This window comes from Rhizobium sp. 01T417 (genome assembly GCF_056398905.1).
The window spans coordinates 325,406-342,926 of the sequence record NZ_JBFTQH010000002.1 but is presented as its reverse complement, the minus strand read 5'-3'; the positions used below and the strand labels follow the sequence as shown (position 1 = coordinate 342,926).

Annotated in this window: 14 protein-coding genes; 3 read left to right on the top strand and 11 right to left on the bottom strand. The window is 61.9% G+C overall.

Annotation, left to right across the window (positions count from 1 at the left end; all coding sequences use genetic code 11):
• Window positions 1-68: 68 nt before the first annotated feature.
• The 6 genes from AC1DPR_RS03780 to AC1DPR_RS03755 all read right to left on the bottom strand — a co-directional run bounded on the left by AC1DPR_RS03780 (window position 69) and on the right by AC1DPR_RS03755 (window position 8,558).
• Window positions 69-1,646: an alkaline phosphatase D family protein gene (locus tag AC1DPR_RS03780; RefSeq protein ID WP_192303238.1), complete on the bottom strand. Its 1,578-nt coding sequence runs from the start codon at window positions 1,644-1,646 to the stop codon at window positions 69-71.
• A 128-nt stretch (window positions 1,647-1,774) separates the two neighbouring features.
• Window positions 1,775-3,454: an ABC transporter permease gene (locus AC1DPR_RS03775; RefSeq protein WP_477815764.1), complete on the bottom strand. Its 1,680-nt coding sequence runs from the start codon at window positions 3,452-3,454 to the stop codon at window positions 1,775-1,777.
• Window positions 3,455-3,464: 10 nt separating this feature from the next.
• The gene (locus AC1DPR_RS03770; RefSeq protein WP_018855784.1) at window positions 3,465-4,424 is read right to left on the bottom strand and encodes an ABC transporter substrate-binding protein; all 960 of its coding nucleotides are present in this window, start codon (window positions 4,422-4,424) and stop codon (window positions 3,465-3,467) included.
• On the bottom strand, window positions 4,417-5,532 hold the full coding sequence (locus tag AC1DPR_RS03765; RefSeq protein WP_018855785.1) for an ABC transporter ATP-binding protein: 1,116 nt from the start codon (window positions 5,530-5,532) through the stop codon (window positions 4,417-4,419). Before AC1DPR_RS03765 ends, AC1DPR_RS03770 begins: the two co-directional genes overlap by 8 nt.
• 138 nt (window positions 5,533-5,670) lie before the next feature.
• A complete protein-coding gene (locus AC1DPR_RS03760) occupies window positions 5,671-7,758 on the bottom strand; it encodes a M3 family metallopeptidase (RefSeq protein ID WP_477815763.1) in 2,088 nt (695 codons plus the stop codon).
• A gap of 158 nt (window positions 7,759-7,916) precedes the next feature.
• Window positions 7,917-8,558: a LysE family translocator gene (locus tag AC1DPR_RS03755; protein WP_026371595.1), complete on the bottom strand. Its 642-nt coding sequence runs from the start codon at window positions 8,556-8,558 to the stop codon at window positions 7,917-7,919.
• 200 nt (window positions 8,559-8,758) lie between these two features.
• Here AC1DPR_RS03755 and AC1DPR_RS03750 point away from each other — a divergent pair, with 200 nt between their 5' ends.
• Window positions 8,759-9,943, top strand: coding sequence for a multidrug effflux MFS transporter (locus AC1DPR_RS03750; RefSeq protein ID WP_477815774.1), 1,185 nt, complete (start codon window positions 8,759-8,761; stop codon window positions 9,941-9,943).
• Between the two features lie 261 nt (window positions 9,944-10,204).
• Here the strand turns inward: AC1DPR_RS03750 and AC1DPR_RS03745 are convergent, their stop codons facing one another.
• Complete coding sequence (locus AC1DPR_RS03745; RefSeq protein ID WP_477815762.1) at window positions 10,205-11,428, bottom strand: argininosuccinate synthase; 1,224 nt, start codon at window positions 11,426-11,428, stop codon at window positions 10,205-10,207.
• A gap of 186 nt (window positions 11,429-11,614) precedes the next feature.
• On the opposite strand from AC1DPR_RS03745, the gene AC1DPR_RS03740 reads away from it, so the two are divergent.
• Both AC1DPR_RS03740 and AC1DPR_RS03735 read left to right on the top strand, forming a co-directional pair.
• The gene (locus tag AC1DPR_RS03740) at window positions 11,615-12,469 is read left to right on the top strand and encodes an SDR family NAD(P)-dependent oxidoreductase (protein WP_018855790.1); all 855 of its coding nucleotides are present in this window, start codon (window positions 11,615-11,617) and stop codon (window positions 12,467-12,469) included.
• An 81-nt stretch (window positions 12,470-12,550) separates the two neighbouring features.
• Complete coding sequence (locus AC1DPR_RS03735; RefSeq protein ID WP_018855791.1) at window positions 12,551-13,192, top strand: LysE family translocator; 642 nt, start codon at window positions 12,551-12,553, stop codon at window positions 13,190-13,192.
• A gap of 42 nt (window positions 13,193-13,234) precedes the next feature.
• Here the strand turns inward: AC1DPR_RS03735 and AC1DPR_RS03730 are convergent, their stop codons facing one another.
• The 4 genes from AC1DPR_RS03730 to rlmN all read right to left on the bottom strand — a co-directional run bounded on the left by AC1DPR_RS03730 (window position 13,235) and on the right by rlmN (window position 17,311).
• Window positions 13,235-14,029 (bottom strand): ABC transporter ATP-binding protein, encoded by a 795-nt coding sequence (locus tag AC1DPR_RS03730; RefSeq protein WP_192241928.1) that lies wholly within the window; start codon window positions 14,027-14,029, stop codon window positions 13,235-13,237.
• Window positions 14,026-14,907: an ABC transporter permease gene (locus AC1DPR_RS03725; protein WP_016556625.1), complete on the bottom strand. Its 882-nt coding sequence runs from the start codon at window positions 14,905-14,907 to the stop codon at window positions 14,026-14,028. The genes AC1DPR_RS03730 and AC1DPR_RS03725 overlap by 4 nt, the downstream gene beginning before the upstream one ends.
• A gap of 122 nt (window positions 14,908-15,029) precedes the next feature.
• The gene (locus AC1DPR_RS03720) at window positions 15,030-15,983 is read right to left on the bottom strand and encodes an ABC transporter substrate-binding protein (RefSeq protein WP_169683132.1); all 954 of its coding nucleotides are present in this window, start codon (window positions 15,981-15,983) and stop codon (window positions 15,030-15,032) included.
• 95 nt (window positions 15,984-16,078) lie between these two features.
• A complete protein-coding gene (gene rlmN / locus AC1DPR_RS03715; protein ID WP_018855794.1) occupies window positions 16,079-17,311 on the bottom strand; it encodes a dual-specificity RNA methyltransferase RlmN in 1,233 nt (410 codons plus the stop codon).
• Window positions 17,312-17,521 lie beyond the last annotated feature (210 nt).

Genomic DNA, 17,521 nt, shown 5'->3' with positions numbered 1-17,521 from the left:
GGCGGCTCATACAGTGTTTTTCGCGTTTGCGAAAGGGGGGAGGCCGGATTGCCTGCCATGCATGGACGTCAACTCGATATCTGCGGATCGAGCGTCGTCCGCCACAGCTCGGTATCGTTCCGATCCATCAGCCTCACGGTCAGTTGCTCGGTCTGCCCGTCGATGTCGACAAGCCCGAAGAACTGCATGCCTGCCGACGGCGGCAGGTTCTGCTCCGCACCGCCGGGTGCGGCTTTCATGAACTTCACCTCCGGTCCGAAAGTCATGTCGAGTTCCTGCGGCCCATAGGTTCCGGAATGCAGCGGACCCGCAACGAACTCCCAGAATGGCAGGAACTCGCGGAACTTGGCCTTACCGGGATCGTAATAGTGTACAGCCGTGTAGTGCACGTCGGCTGTCAGCCAGATCATGTTCGCTATGCCGGCATCGCGGATGAAGCGCAGCAGATCGGCGAACTCCAGCTCGCGGCCAAGCGGGGCGCCATTGTCGCCGTTGGAGATCGACTCGCTGCCCGTCCGGTGGCCGTAATCGTCCCAGATCACCAGCCCGATCGGCAGATCGCAGGCGATCACCTTCCAGGTCGCGGTCGAACGCACCAGTTCCCGCTTCAGCCACGCCAGCTGGCGCTCGCCCAAAAGCCGCGACTCCGGCGTCGACTCGGCATCGAGCCCATGACTGTTCGGGCCGCGATAGGAGCGCAGGTCGATGAAGAAGACATCGAGCAGCGGACCGTAAGACACCTTGCGGTAGATCCGACCGGGCTCATCGGCCACGTAACGGATCGGCGTCATCTCGTGGAAGGCACGGCTTGCGCGGGCAGCAAGCGTGGCGATCGATTTTTCCTTGTAGCGATCATCATCACGGAGGTCGGTCGAGGGCGACCAGTTGTTCAGCACCTCGTGATCGTCCCATTGGTAGAAGACAGGGCAGACCGCATTGAACGCCTTCACGTGCTCGTCGAGCAGATTATAGGTCCACTGGCCGCGAAACTGGTCGAGCGTCTGCGCGATGTCGCGCTTTGCCTCGGTGACGACGCGGTTTTTCCAAACGCCGCCATCTCGCAGCCTGACCTCGTCCGTGATCGGATTGTCGGCGTAAATAGTGTCGCCCGAATGGATCATGAAATCCGGGCGATGGTAGGCGATCGTCGAATAGGTGCGCATCCCCTCCTCGTCGATGCCCCAGCCCTGGCCGGCCGTATCCCCAGACCACGCGAAGCGGATGCTGCGCTTGCCCGCCGGCGCCGTGCGAAACTGTCCATGGATGGGTTCCGACAGGTCGTTGAGGTCCTGCAGGTCGGCCGCACGAAAGCGATAGAAGATCTCTTGATCATCAGGGAGATTCTGGAGCAGCAGCTTTCCCGCAAGATTGGTGCCCGGTGTCACGTCTATGGGCGCGACGCGCACCGCGTTGGCGAACCGGTCGCTCGTCGAATACTCGACATGCAGTCGTGCCGGCCGGTTCACCTGCGCCCAGACCATACCCGAATTCGCATCGACATCGCCGGATTGCACGCCTGCTGTAAAGACCGGGCGACTTGACGAGCCGCGCGCGTAGTAGGGCATCGCCAGCCCCGCCAGTGCAAATCCGCCAACGGCGCCCATGGATGAGAGGAAGCGTCGGCGGGTTGTTTCAGTCAATGTCATGCCAAGGTCTATCCGGCTAACGGGAGGGCCGAACCTATGGCGGCTGTCATGTCATGCGTTTGAAGGCGGCATGACGGTTTTTCGAAACTTCAGCGACAGTTTTGCTACGAGGCGTCGCCGGTGAGGCGCTATTCCGCCACCAAACCACTGCGGCGAAGCAGCGTCAGCAGCAGAAGCGGCAAGAGCGTCGTGATGAGGATAGCGATGAAGGCCATCGCCATGCCGAGCCCGATCGATCCCTGTTCGAACTGGCGCCAGATGAAGGTGGCGATCGTCTGCATGCCGACAGGCGCCACGACAACCGAGGCCACCAGTTCGCGCGAGGCGAGCGCAAAGACCAATAGCATCGCCGAAGCAAGGCTCGGGAAGACGAGCGGCAGGAGGATGCGGCGAAAGGCGGTTACCCCGCTTGCGCCGAAGACCCGGGCCGCCGCTTCCAGGCTATCCCCGATCTGCTGGAAGGCCGCGGTCGTATAGCGCACCGGCTGCGGCAGCAGTATGCAGCAATAGGCGAGCAGCAGGATGAATGCCGTGTTGTAGGGGGTCGCCGGCAGCCATGGCATGTTCCAAGCAAGGATCAGCCCGACGGCAACGACGATGCCCGGCAGCGCATTCGGCAGGATCGTCATCGTGTCGATCGCCACGCGTCCGCGGATCTTCGTCTTGACGACCGTATAGGCGGCCAGCACGCCGATGAGCCCGGTAATCAAGGCCGTGCCGATGCCAAGCGAGAAGCTGTTGGCGAGCGCCCCCAGAGCGCCGGCGCTGTTGTTGAAGACCGACAGGAAGTTTTCGGCGCTGATGTTGTCGAGCGCCAGACCACCGGAAATCGTCCGCGACAGCGCCGTGAGCAGGATCGATAGCAGTGGCACGCCCGTTGCCAGGAAGGCAACCACGGCAAAGGCGATCATCACGGGAACCTTCATCGCCCCAAGCGGTCGCTTGTCCTTGGCAGCAGGTTTGCCGCCCACCGTTTGATAGGAGCGTCGGGCGAGGATCCATCGCTGCAGCAGGAATGTCAGCAGAGACATGACGACGAGCAGGATCGACAGGATCGCCGCTCCCGGCAGATCGATCGGCCAATCCGAGATCCGCAGGTCGATACCGGTGACCAGCACCTGGAAGCCGGCACGACGACCAAGGGCAGCGGGCGTACCGTATTCCTCGATCGCCGCGGCAAAGACCAGCATCAGGCTGGCAACGAGCCCGGGCGCCGACAGCGGCAGCGTGATCCGAAAGAAGGCGCGCGCCGGCGACGCGCCAAAGACGCGGCCGACATCCGCATAACGCGCACCAACAGCCTCAACCGTGCGCGACACGGCGAAATAGACCACCGGAAAGGTATTGAAGGCCATGACCATGGTCATGCCGAAGAGCGAGAAGAGGAAGGGCGCGAGGTTAAATCCCGCGATCTGCTGAAGATAGCCGCGCGGCTGCAGCGCCATGATCCAGCCAAGCGTCGCGATGTAGGGCGGGATCATGAATGGGACGAGCAGGAGCACATCCCACAGCGGTGCAAGCGGAATGCGGTAGAGTGCCCGAAACACGCCGAGCGGCACCGCCACCAGCGCCGAGGCCAGCACCACGCAACTGCCGAGCAGAATGGTGTTCCCGGCCATGTCGATCAGCGCGCTATCGAAAAGCGTCGCAGCAAGCGAGGAGAAAGGGCCCGCGAACGAGCCCTGTCCGATGTTGGGGAAGATGCCCTGAAGCACAACGGCGATGAATGGAACGGCGACGACAACGGTCAAGCTCGCGATCGCCAGCCAGGCGGCCGGCGCAGCACCGCTACTATCGTTCGTCCTCATCGCCCTGCCCTTATTTGCCGCCGAACGTGTCGGTGACCTGCTTCAGCGTTTCCTTCCGCTTGCCGTAAACGGCAGCGGTGTCGTACTTCAGCAGCTTCAGATCGCTGATCAGCGGACGGTTTGCCGGAATGTCGGTACGAGCCGGCATCAGCATCTGGTCGGCAACGAGCGTCTGGCCTTCGTCGGATAGCATGTAGTCGATGAACTTCTTCGCCTCGTCCTTGTTTTTCGACCAGTTGAGGATCATCGCCGGACGCGGCGCGATGACGGTGCCGGATTCCGGGAAGATCACATCGATGGCCTCGCCCTTTTCCTTGGCGTTGAGCGTGATGTAATCGACGGCGCCGAAGACAGCGGCCTTGGCACCCTGCAGAACCGGGTTCAGAGCCTCGGCATTGGCGCCGGCGATGATCGCGCCATTATCCTTCAGATCCTTGAAGAGCTTGAAGTCGTCCTGGCCGGCCAGTGCCGCCGTCAGCTCGAAGGACGAGCCGGATTGCGCCGGATCCGGAATATTGACGAGGTCCTTGTATTCGGGCTTCGTCAGGTCGGCCCACTCGGCGGGCTTCGGCGTGCCGCTCTTGGTGTTCCAGGCGATGCCGAGCGCCGAGATGCCCTGGGCAACGGCCGTGTCGGTCTTCAGGAAATCAGGAACCCTGGCGGCGTTCGGGCTGCTGTAGGACACGAGCCAGCCGCGCTTGGCGAAGTCGGTTGCCGTATCCCAGGAAGCCGAAATGAGAACGTCGACCACAGGGTTCGAGGCTTCTGCTTCGATACGGGCCATGACCTTGCCGGTCGTTGCCTGGAAGACATTGACCCTGACCCCAGTCTGTTTGGTGAAGCCGGCCGACAGCTTGTCGATCAGCCCCTGCGGACCGGCGGTATAGACCGTGATGTCGGCGTGGGCGACGCCCGCCATCAACGTTACGGCGAGAACGCCGAAAGTGATGCTCTTCAACGACTTAAGCATGCTCCAAATTCTCCTCTTTGGACAAATGAATTTCTTTGCCGAACCAGCGGATCTGGCCGGGATCGATCGACAGACCGATGCCCTCGCCGGGCCGCAGCTTGGCGCGGCTCAAAACCTGCAATTCGATCTTTTCGGCGCCGACCAGCGAGACGGTCGCCAGATGACCATCCCCGCGGAACTGCGAACGCAGCACCGTTGCGGCAAGTGTGCCTGGCAGGATCTCGCCCGCGCTGATCGATCCGGTGGGGATGAGGACGCGAACGGCGCAATCGACACCATCGACGCCGCGCAGCAATGCAAGGCCGCTACCTTTGAAGAACCAGTGTTCGTCGCGGTATTCGAGTTCGGCGATACCGCCGAGGCGCAGGAAGTCGGCCACCTCGGGCGTTGCGGGCTTCTCGATCAGCTCGTCGGGCGATGCCAGCTGCTCGATCAGCCCGCCACGCATGACGGCAACATCATCCGCCAGCGTCAGCGCCTCGCTATGATCGTGCGTGACGTAGATTGCCGTCAGGCCGAGCGTCGCGATCAGCTCGGCAAGTTCGCCGACCATGTTTTCACGCAGTTCGCGATCGAGATTGGACAGGGGTTCGTCGAAGAGAATGAGCTGCGGTTCGGCAACGATCGCTCGCGCGATCGCGACACGCTGTTGCTGGCCGCCGGAGAGATCGCTCGGCCGGCGGTCGGCATAAGCACCGAGACCGACGCGTTCGAGCGCCCGCATCGTCCGCGACTGCCGTTCGGATTTACCGACGCCGCGCATTTCGAGCGGAAAGGAGACGTTGCCGCCAACGGTCATGTTCGGCCAGAGCGCATAGTCCTGAAATACCATGCCGAGGTTGCGCTTTTCCGGCGGCGAGAAGGCGCCAGTTGCGGCATCGGCAACGGTGCGTCCGGTAATCGCGATCGAACCTTTCGTAGGCGCGAGCAGTCCGGCGACGAGCCTCAGAAGAGTGGTCTTTCCGCAACCGGACGGCCCAAGCAGCGCCAGCGTCTTGCCCTTGGAAAGCGAGATATCAATGCCCTTCAGAACGGGGGTCGCCCCATAGTGCAATTCCACGCCGGCCGTCGAAACGGCCGCATTGGTCTCTGAAGGTTGAGGGGTCATGAAAAAACCGGCATCGGTTGAAAATCGATGCCGGTTGCTTATTAACCTTCAATGACAGTCATGTGACGAAGCGGCAAGAAGCCGTCTTCCATCAATACTTTAGCCGTCGCGTATCGATGACGCGCAATACCTGCCGCCTCAGGCGTCGCTGCCCGACAGTTCTTCAAAGGTCGCAAGACCCTTCTTCACCAGCATGGCATCCGGGCTTGGCAGCTTGCCGCGGAAACCCTTGTAGGCATCCTCAGGATCGATCGCGCCACCGACGGAATAGATGTTGTCCTTGAGCTTGGCCGCCATCTCGCGATTGAACGCGTCGCCGGTTTCCTCGAAGGCGGCAAAGGCATCCGCATCGAGCACTTCGGACCACATGTAGGAATAGTAGCCGGCTGAATAGCCGCCCGAGAAGATGTGCTGGAAGTGCGGCGAGGCATGCCGCATGACGATCGACTTCGGCATGCCGAGCTCCGACAAGACCTCCGTCTGCACGACCATCGGATCCTCCACCTTGTCGCGGGTGTGGAACGCCATGTCGACAAGCGCAGACGAGGTGAACTCGACCGTATTGAAGCCGGAATTGAAGGTGCGCGCGGCCAGAACCTTGTCGAGCAGGGCCTGCGGCATCGGCTCGCCGGTTTCGAAATGCACGGCATATTGCTTCAGGATCGCGGGCACCGTCAGCCAGTGCTCGTAAAGCTGCGACGGCAGCTCGACGAAATCGCGCGAGACGCCCGTGCCCGAAACCGAGGGGTAGGTGACGTTCGACAGCATCCCGTGCAGCGCATGGCCGAACTCGTGGAACAGCGTGCGCGCGTCGTCGAGCGACAGCAGTGCCGGCTTGCCTTCGGCGGGCTTGGCGAAATTGCAGACATTGTAGATGATCGGCAGTTCGCCGTTGCGGCCGTTCTTCAGCGGCAGCTTGTGCTGTGATTGGAAGGAACTCATCCAGGCGCCCGAGCGCTTCGAGCTGCGGGCAAAGTAATCGCCGAGGAAGAGCGCGACCAGCCTGTCTTCGCGATCGCGGATCTCGAACACGCGCACATCGGGATGGTACGCCGGAACACCTTTCTTCTCGACGGCGCGAATGCCGAACAGCCGGCCGGCGACGTCGAAGCAGGCGTCGATGATCTTCTCGAGCTGCAGATAGGGCTTCAGCTCGGCCTCGGAGAAATTGAACCGCTGCGCCCGGATCTTCTCGGCATAGTGCCGCCAGTCCCAGGGCATGACGTCGTGGTTCTTGCCTTCGTCCGCGATAAGCTTGGCGATATCGGCTTCTTCCTCGCCGGCACGCTTGACCGCCTTTGCCCATACCTCCCGAAGCAGGTGGTTCACGGCGTCGGGTGTCTTCGCCATCGTGTTGTCGAGCTTCAGTTCCGCGAAGTTGCCGTAACCGAGCAGCTTTGCCACTTCGTCGCGAAGCGCAAGCGTGTCACGGATAATGCCGCGATTGTCAGTCGCGCCATCGTTTTCGCCGCGCGCAACCCAGGCCTTGAACGCCTGTTCCCGCAGATCCCGCCGCTCAGAGAAGGTGAGAAACGGTTCGATGATCGAGCGCGACAGGGTGACGGCGAATTTGCCGTCTTCGCCGCGCTCGCGCGCAGCCGCCGCCATCGCATCCTTCAGAAATTCCGGAATACCGTCGAGGTCCGCGCCGTCGGACAGGATCAGCGCCCAGCTCTTCTCGTCGGCAAGCACGTTCTGACCGAACTGCGTACCGAGGCCGGCAAGCTTCTCGTTCATGCCCGCGAGCTTCTCCTGCTCGGGCTTCGGCAGTTTCGCGCCCGATTTGACGAAGCCCTTCCAGTGGCGCTCCAGAACGCGCGTCTGCTCCAGCGTCAGGCCAAGGCTTTCGCGCGCTTCCCACAAGGCATCAATACGGGCAAACAACGCCGCATTCATGCCGATCTTGGAATAGTGGCGCGACATCTTCGGCGAAATGTCCCGCTCCAGCGCCTGGATCGTATCGTTGGTATGGGCGCCCGCGCGGTTCCAGAACAGTGCCGACACCCGCGACAGCGCGTCGCCGGCGGTCTCAAGAGCAACGACGGTATTCTCGAATGTCGGCGCCTCGGGGTTATCAGCGATCGTGTCGATCTCTTTCTCATGCGCGGCAAGTGCTGCGTCGAATGCCGGCGCGAAGTCGCCGTCATTGAGAGCATCGAAGCGCGGCAGGCCGTGGAGACCGTTCCATTCGACAAGCGCCGGGTTGAATTCTGATGTGGAAGGCATGCGGAGATCCTCTGTGGCAGGCAACTGAACAGGCAATATAGGGAGGCACGTTCGCAATTGGTATTGCCGATCGGACGCACGTCCCGCGCCCGACTGCGAAAAGTTCACGGCAAGAGAATCAACCAATCGCTAGGGATTGAAGCAATCCACGCGCGATCTCAGGCCTTCCGCCAACCGAGTAGGCCCGGCGTCGCATGCCAGAGTGCCTGCACGGCAAAACCCATGAACAGCACGCCGGAGCAACGGACGATCAGCCGCTCGTGCGAGCGATAGAAACGCCGCACCGTGCCCGCGCCGATAATCGTGACCAGGATCATGTCGGCAACAATGAAGCCCAGGAACGAAACGGCGAGCAGGAGCGGCAACGTATGAAACTGCAATGCGCTCGCCGAGCCAGCAACAAGGGCAGTAAACGTCGCGAGCGCGACCGGATATCCCTTCGGGTTCGTGACACCGAAGATCAAGCCGCGGCGGAACGGCCGCTCGACGACCATCAAGGCCTGTCCCTCTCCCTTCGGTTTCGCCCGAACCGCATTCCAGCCGATCCAGGCAAGGTAGAAACCACAAAGAAGACCGAGCGCGTCGAAGACGAAGGTACCGATCGTCCTCGCCCCGATGATCGCGATCAGCGCCAGCGATGCCCACAGCAGATCGCCGACCAAATGCCCGCCGACGAACATTGCGCCGGCACGGCGGCCCTGCCCGGCGCCGATACCAAGCAGCGCAAGGAAGGCAGGCCCTGGAATAAGCACATAGAGGAGAGCTGCCAGAAAGGCGCCCGCGAGCAAGGATTGCGTCATCGAGAAACTCCGGAAAGGACCGTCGCAGCTTATGCGCCAATCGAAGGGCGTCAAGCCATGATGGCAATCCATGAGATTTTTGAATTGCCGGATCACGCCGCTTCCGACAGAAGAAAGTGCCGCCTCGCGCGGATCGCGCACGTTACCAGAGATCGAGTATCCCCATGCCCCCATTCCGGATGAGCGAACGGCGAACGAGCATGCTCGGCGCGCTTCTCGCAACCATCGGCCCGATCTCGATGTCGATCTACACGCCGGCTATGCCGGAACTCGTCCATGCGTTCCAAACCTCGGACTCGGCGATCAAGATGACGCTCTCCGTCTATTTCGCCGGCTTCTCGGTGGCACAGCTCCTTGCCGGTCCACTCTCGGACGCCTTCGGCCGCCGCACCGCGACACTCCTCTTCATCGGCATCTATGTCGTCGGAAGCCTGCTTGCCGCCTTTGCGCCCGGCATCGAGTGGTTGCTCGCCGGCCGCCTGATACAGGGCGTCGGCGCTTCCGTCGGGATTACGGTGGCGCGCGCCATCGTGCGCGACCAGTTCACCGGGACCGAAGCCTCCCGCATCATGAACCTCATCGGCATCATGATTGCCATCGGACCGGCCGCCGCACCAACGATCGGCGGATTGGCACTCGCTGCCTTCGGCTGGCAGTCGGTCTTCTTCCTGCTGATCGGCTTCGGACTCCTGATCTGTTTTGGCGTGATCGTCTTCATGTTCGAGACGAGCGTGCCGGATCCGCGCCGCGCGCTCCCGGTTCCGCTGCTTCGCGCCTACCTGGAGCTTGCGCGCGAAACTCGCTTCGTCTCCGCCTCGCTCGTCCTCGGCGGCTCGATCGGCGCACTCTATGCGCAGGCGACGCTCCTCCCATTCATCCTGATCAAGGTCGTCGGCCTGTCACCGACAGCCTTCGGCTTGGGAATGCTGATGCAGTCGGGTTCCTACTTCTTGGGCTCCGTCTGCCTGCGTTACGCGGCGCCACGCTTGGGCGGCGACGGTTCCGTGCGTGTCGGGCTTGGCCTGCTCGGCTTCGCCGGCATCATGATCGCGCTGTCAGTCCATTTCGTCACGCCATCCTATCTTTCGATCATGGGGCCAATCGCGTTCCTGGCCTTCGGACTGGCGTTCCTGACGCCGCATATGACGACCTCGGGCCTCTACCCCTTCCCGCATATCGCCGGCTCGGCATCCGCGATGATGGGCTTCATCCAGATGGGTGGCGGCTTTGCCGGCGGCGTCGCCGGTTCGCTGATCGGCATGCCGCTTCTCGCCTTCGGAACGGTGATCCCGATCATGGCGCTGATTTCGATCCTCAGCTACGTCTGGTTCGTTCGCGCGTCGCGGCACGCAGCAAAGCTCCCTCACGCCACGTCGTGCGAATGAAAAGTGTCCGTACGACGGGCCCTCAGACTGATGAGGACGTGTTCCTTTTTGCGGAACGATCGTTTTATCCGTCATGCCGGCCTTGAGCCGGCATCCAGCGGGACCGCGTCTGCGGTGCGAAAGGTCTGTTGCGCGCAAAGACTTGCGCGTGCTGCACCCCGGCTCGTCGGCCGGGGTGACGACGGGTGGGGCATAAGGCTTTGTCAACAAGCGGAAGGCCCGCACGAGGCGGGCCTTCGATCTCGTGCAAGCTGCTCGCGATTACTTCGAGAGATTGCGCTTGGCGAGCGTGCGCAGGCGCAGCGCGTTGAGCTTGATGAAGCCGGCTGCATCCTTCTGGTCGTAAGCACCCTGGTCATCTTCGAAAGTAACCAGCTTGTCGGAATAGAGCGACTTCGGGCTCTCGCGGCCGGTAACCATGACATTGCCCTTGTAGAGCTTCAGCGTCACTTCGCCTTCGACATGCTCCTGGCTCTTGTCGATCAGCGCCTGCAGCATTTCGCGCTCCGGCGAGAACCAGAAGCCGTAGTAGATCAGCTCGGCGTAACGCGGCATGATCTCGTCCTTGAGATGCGCGGCGCCGCGGTCGAGCGTGATGGATTCGATGGCGCGATGCGCGGCAAGCAGGATCGTGCCGCCGGGCGTCTCGTAAACGCCGCGCGACTTCATGCCGACGAAGCGGTTTTCCACGAGGTCGAGGCGACCGATGCCGTTGTCGCGACCGTAATTGTTGAGCGCTGCGAGCAGCGTTGCCGGGCTCATGCGTACGCCGTTGATCGAAACGGCATCACCCTTTTCGAAGCCGACCTTGATGGTGGTCGCMTTGTCGGGAGCCGCTTCCGGAGAAATCGTGCGCATGTGCACGTACTCAGGCGCTTCCTGTGCCGGATCTTCGAGAACCTTGCCCTCGGACGAGGAGTGCAGCAGGTTGGCGTCGACGGAGAACGGCGCCTCGCCCTTCTTGTCCTTGGCAACCGGGATCTGGTGCGCTTCGGCAAAGGCCAGCAGGTCGGTCCGGCTCTTGAACGACCAGTCGCGCCACGGCGCAATGATCTTGATATCGGGGTTCAGGGCATATGCGGAAAGTTCGAAACGAACCTGGTCGTTGCCCTTGCCGGTGGCGCCATGCGCGATCGCATCGGCGCCGGTCTTGCGGGCGATGTCGATCAGGTGCTTGGAGATCAGCGGACGGGCGATCGAGGTGCCGAGCAGGTAGACGCCCTCGTAGACGGCGTTGGCGCGGAACATCGGGAACACGAAGTCCTTGACGAACTCTTCGCGCACGTCCTCGATGTAGATTTCCTTGATGCCGAGCATCTCGGCCTTCTTGCGGGCTGGCTCCAGCTCTTCGCCCTGGCCGAGGTCGGCGGTGAAGGTCACGACTTCTGCGCCGAGTTCGGTCTGCAGCCACTTCAGGATGATCGAGGTGTCGAGGCCGCCGGAATAGGCGAGGACGACTTTCTTTACGTCTTTGTGCGATGCCATGATGATGAGGTCCGTTGCAAGAGGGCAGCGGCAAACCCGCCTGGCCCGGTATGGCTGGGCACTTTTAGCGAGATTGGCGGACGACGCAAGGGCAACGGCGGCTATCGGCAACCCAGATAATGTTTGACAGGCCGAAAGCGCAGCCCATATCTGCCAGCGTCCTGACAATGCGGAGGAGAGCTGGCCGTGACGAGAATCCAAGACATCATCAAGAAATCAAACGTCGCTGTCATCACCGGTGGCGCCTCGGGCATCGGACTTGCCGCCGCGAAACACTTTGCCCGATCGGGCATGAGCGTCGCCATTGCCGATCTCGGCGGCGATCGGCTGGCAGCCGCCGCAGAGGAACTGAAAGCGATCTCGGGAGAGGAGCATGTGCTCGCCGTCGAAACCGACGTCGCACAGAAGGAGTCCCTCGAAGCGCTCGAACGGACTGTGATCCAGCGCTTCGGCCGAGTGCACATTCTCATGAACAACGCCGGCGTCGGCCCCGAGACGTCAATCTTCAGCGCCCAGGCCAATTGGGACGGGATTCTCGGCGTCAACCTGCTCGGCGTCATCAACGGCACGCGGACCTTCGGCCAGCACATGCTCTCGCATGGCGAACCGGGCCTGATCATCAATACCGGCTCCAAGCAGGGCATCACCACGCCACCTGGCAACCCGGCGTATAACGTCTCGAAAGCCGGCGTGAAGGTATTCACCGAAGCGCTCGAGCATGAATTGCGCAATACCGAAGGCTCGAAGATCTCCGCTCATCTATTGATCCCCGGCTTCGTCTATACCGGCCTCACCAAGGGCGATCGCGCCGAAAAGCCGGCTGCCGCATGGACGCCGGAACAGACGGTCGATTTCATGATCGAAAGCCTGGAACGCGGCGACTTCTACATCCTCTGCCCCGACAACGACGTCGCCCGTCCGGTGGACGAACGCCGCATGGCCTGGGCGATGGGCGACATCATCGAGAACCGCCCACCGCTGTCGCGCTGGCACAAGGATTATGCCGACAAGTTCAAGGCCTATCTCGAACGCAAGGAATAGGTCGTATTAGAAGGTTTGATTAGACATTTTCTGAAAGCCGGATATGACGGCTAAGCTTTCATCCGGCTTTCAGAGTGTACCATGAGCTTCCTGCCCAGCTTTCCGACCCTTCTCGCCTTCGCAGCCGCGACCCTGCTGCTCGCTGCGACGCCCGGCCCCGACATGACGCTGTCCATCAGCCGCGCACTGGCGCAGGGCAAGAAGGCTGCGCTGTTCGTCGTTCTCGGTACGAGCCTCGGTATCGTCGTTCACACCATGCTGGTCGCCTTTGGCGTTTCGGCACTGATCACCGCGTCGCCGACAGCCTTCCTGATCCTGAAGACCGGAGGTGCTGCCTATCTCCTGTGGCTCGCCGTCCAGGCGATCCGCTTCGGCTCGAAGTTTTCGGTCAACAAGGTCGAAACGGCAAAGGGCACGCCACTCGCCAACGTTTCCTCGGGCTTCTGGGTCAACCTCCTGAACCCGAAGGTCATTATCTTCTTCATGACCTTCCTGCCGCAGTTCGTCAGCGCCGGCGATCCGACGGTGACGCAGAAGCTGCTCTTCCTCGGCTTCTGCTTCATCCTGATCGGCATGCCTGTCAACGCAGCCGTGGTCTTCGCGGCCGACTGGCTCGCCAGCTGGCTGCAGACCAACAAGAAAGTTTTGCGCGGCATGGACTTTACCTTCGCCGGCGTCTTCTCCGTCTTCGCGGCAAAAATCCTGCTGACGCAGGCGCGCTAAGCGATCGCCGGGAAGCTCTGGCTTCCCGGAAGCTGTCTATCCTCAGCCGATCAGCAGCGCGTCATCGTCCAGGGTCTGGCCGCGCATCTTGCGGAACATCGCGATCAGGTCTTCGACCTGCAGCGTCTTGCGGCTATCGCCGCTGACGTCGAGAACGACCTCGCCGCCATGCAGCATGATCGTGCGGTGGCCATAATCGAGCGCCTGGCGCATGGAGTGCGTGACCATCAGCGTCGTCAGCTTGCGCTCCGAGACGATCTTCTGCGTGAGGCCCATGACGAACTCTGCCATCCCTGGATCGAGCGCTGCCGTATGCTCGTCGAGCAGCAGCACTTCGGAGCCGGCAAGCGTCGCCATCACAAGCGACACCGCCTGACGCTGACCACCCGATAGCAGGTCCATGCGGTCCCGCATCCGATTCTCGAGACCGAGATTGAGCTCGGCAATCCGATCGCGGAAATGTTCGCGCCGCTTCGGACCGAGCGCTGATACGAGCCCGCGCCTTTCACCACGACGCGCCGCAAGCGCAAGATTTTCCTCGATCGACAGCGAGCCGCAGCTTCCCGTCAACGGATCCTGGAAGACACGGGCAACGAGGCCCGCGCGAGCGGCCGTCGATTTGCGCGTGACATCGGTATGGCCAATCAGGACTTGGCCTTCGCTGGCGAGAACATCACCGGCAAGAACGCCGAGCAGCGTCGATTTGCCGGCGCCGTTCGAACCGATAACGGTGACGAACGAACCTTCCTCGATGGTCAGGCTGACGCCGTTCAGTGCCTGTTTCTGCAGCGGCGTGCCCTTGCCGAAGACGACCTTGATGTCCTTGAGCGTGATCACGATGCGGCACCTCCGCGGCGAAGACGGGGAAGAATGAGCGCTATTGTCACCAGAACGGCCGTCACGAAATTAAGGTCCGAGGCTTGCAGCCCGATGACATCGGTGGAGAGCGCCAATTGGATGGCGATACGGTAGAGGATCGAACCGAGCACGCAGCCGACCAGCGCGATCAGCAGGCCACGACGGCCAAGCAGCGTTTCGCCGATGATGACGGCCGCAAGCCCGACGACGATCGTTCCGACGCCCGAGGTGACGTCCGCAAAGCCGTTGGTTTGCGCGAAGAGCGCGCCGCCGAAGGCAACCAGCGCATTCGAGATCGCCATGCCGAGATAGATCTGGCGGCTGGTGTCGACGCCCTGCGCGCGGGCCATTCGGGCATTCGCACCGGTCGCGCGCATCGCCAGACCCGAGTCGCTTTCAAGGAAGCGCCAAACGACGATCACGGCAACCACGACAAGGACGCCGACGAACAGCGGTCGAACATAGAAATCCCGCAGGCCGTGACCGAAGAACGGACTGATCATCGTATCCGCATTGATCAGCGCGACGTTCGGCTTGCCCATGACGCGCAGGTTGACCGAGAACAGCGCGATCATCGTCAGGATCGAGGCCAGCAGGTTGAGGATCTTGAAGCGCACGTTGAGCATCGCGGTAACGAGACCTGCCGCAGCACCCGCGACCATGGCGATAAGCGCAGCAAGCCAGGCATTGACGCCAGCGATGATCAACACCGCCGTTACGGCAGCCCCGAGAGGGAAGGAGCCGTCAACCGTCAGATCCGGAAAATCCAGCACACGAAATGCGAGGTAAACGCCGAGCGCCACGAAGGCATAAACCAGCCCCAGCTCCACGGCTCCCCAGAATGCGATCTGACTCAAGGCTCATGCCCTTTCTTCTGACTCGGTCCGCCTGTTACCGGACCCAAGCTTTTAATACCATCAGCCGCCCCCGCGTTAAACGGGAGCGGCTGGATGGCTGGTTTCTCCAAAATATGCGGCGATCAGTCGATCGTCTTCGTCGCGCGCTTCAAGACGCTTTCCGGCAGCGTGACGCCCATCTTGGCGGCTGCACCCTTGTTGACGACCAGATCGCTGCCGGCAGCAACCTTCACCGGGATATCGCCCGGGTTTTCGCCCTTGAGGATGCGAACGACGATTTCGCCGGTCTGCTTGCCAACATCGTAGTAGTTGAAACCGAGGGCGGCGACCGAACCGCGCGAGACGGAATCCGTGTCGGCGGTGAAGAGCGGCAGCTTGCTCTCTTCGGCAACGGCAACCGCGCCTTCAAGTGCGGAGATGATCGTGTTGTCGGTCGGGACATAGATGGCATCGGCACGGCCGACGAGGGCACGGGCGGCACCCTGCACTTCCGCGGACTTGGTGGCCGCAGACTCGACGACCTTCATGCCTGCCTTCTCGGCTTCCGTCTTCAGAACGGCGAGCAGAGACACGGAGTTTGCCTCACCGGAGTTGTAGAGATAGCCGATCGTCTTGGCGTTCGGCAGAATTTCCTTGATGAGCGCGACATGTTCGGCAACCGGCGACATGTCGGACAGGCCGGTGACGTTGCCGCCGGGCTTGTCCATGTTCTTGACGAGCTGGGCACCGAGCGGATCGGAAACGGCCGTGAAGACAACCGGAATGTCGCGTGTTGCGGAAACGACCGCCTGAGCGGATGGCGTGGAGATCGGCACGATAACGTTCGGGCCCTCGCCTGCGAACTGGCGGGCAATCTGCGCAGCCGTTGCCGGGTTGCCTTGCGCAGACTCGAACATGAACTTCAGGTTCTCGCCTTCCTTGTAGCCTGCGGCCGTCAGCACATCGAGGACACCCTTGCGTGCGGCGTCAAGCGCCGGATGCTCGACGATCGCGGTGACCGCGACGGTCACGTCTTCGGCCTTGGCAGGCAGGGTCAGGGCCAACGTGGCCGCAACAGCAAGCAGAATTGAACGCATTGGGGTATCCTCCAGACATGATTTTGGCCTGCTTCTAGGAAAAGCAGGCCATGAAATCAATCATTAGAAAACACTGAACGGATCAAACTTGCTGATCAGTCGTCGGCGCCATGGTTGGCGATCATCATCGCCTCGAAGGCCAGCCGCTCGGTCTTGCGCATGCGCTCCGATTCCGACTTCAGCTGACCGCAGGCTGCGAGAATGTCGCGGCCGCGCGGCGTGCGGATCGGCGAGGCATAGCCGGCCGAATTGATGAAATCGGCGAACTTCTCGATCTGCGCCCAGTCGGAACACTGGTAGTTGGTGCCCGGCCACGGGTTGAACGGAATGAGGTTGATCTTCGCCGGCACACCCTTCAGCAGCTGAACGAGGCCCTTGGCATCCTCCAGGCTGTCGTTGACGTCCTTCAGCATCACATATTCGAAGGTGATGCGGCGGGCATTCGACAGGCCGGGATATTTGCGGCAGGCGTCGATCAGTTCCTTCAGCGGATACTTCTTGTTGATCGGCACCAGAATGTCGCGCAGGTCGTCGCGCACCGCGTGCAACGAGATCGCCAGCATCACGCCGATCTCGTCGCCGGTGCGGAAGATCTCCGGCACCACGCCTGACGTCGACAGCGTCACGCGGCGCTTGGAGAGCGACAGTCCGTCGCCGTCGGTGGCGATCAGCAGCGCCTGCTTCACCGCATCGAAATTGTAGAGCGGCTCGCCCATGCCCATCATCACGATGTTGCTGACCTTGCGGCCCTCGGCAGGCATGATCGTTCCCTGCGGCGCTTCGCGGTCCGGGAAATCGCCGAGCCGATCGCGGGCAAGCAAAAGCTGGGAGAGTATTTCTTCAGCGGTGAGGTTGCGGACCAGCCGCTGCGTTCCGGTATGACAGAAGGAACAGGTCAACGTGCAGCCCACCTGGCTGGAGATGCAAAGCGTACCGCGACCCTCTTCCGGGATGTAGACGGCCTCGATCTCGACCGGTCGCCCCGCCCCGCGCGGCGGGAAACGCAGCAGCCACTTGCGGGTGCCGTCGTTCGACACCTGCTCCTCGACGATCTCGGGACGCGCGATGGTGAAATGCTGCTTCAGCATCTCGCGCATGTCCTTGGCGACATTCGTCATGTGATCGAAATCGGAGACGCCGCGCACGTAGATCCAGTTCCAGAGCTGGGCAACGCGCATCTTGATCTGCTTGTCCGGCACGCCCTTTTCGCGCAGCGCAGCCCCCATCTCTTCGCGGCTCAGGCCGATCAGCGAGGGCTTCTGGCCGGCGTCGAGCTGCGGCAACACGCCGGCAGGCTTCGTAACAGTCATCGCATCCATGACGGACATAGTCTCTTATCCCGAATTCAACATGTAATCGCCCCGGTAAGCCGGATGACTTGCGGGCACGACAGGCATGATGGCAGAAATTGAATGCGGACCGGGCGGCAAAGCCGCAATCTATCCGCTGTTGCGCGGGCCTTTAGCATCATTTTCGCCGCGCGTCACTATAGATGGAAACGACGAAGGCCGGCACAAGGCCGGCCTCCTGAAATTTCG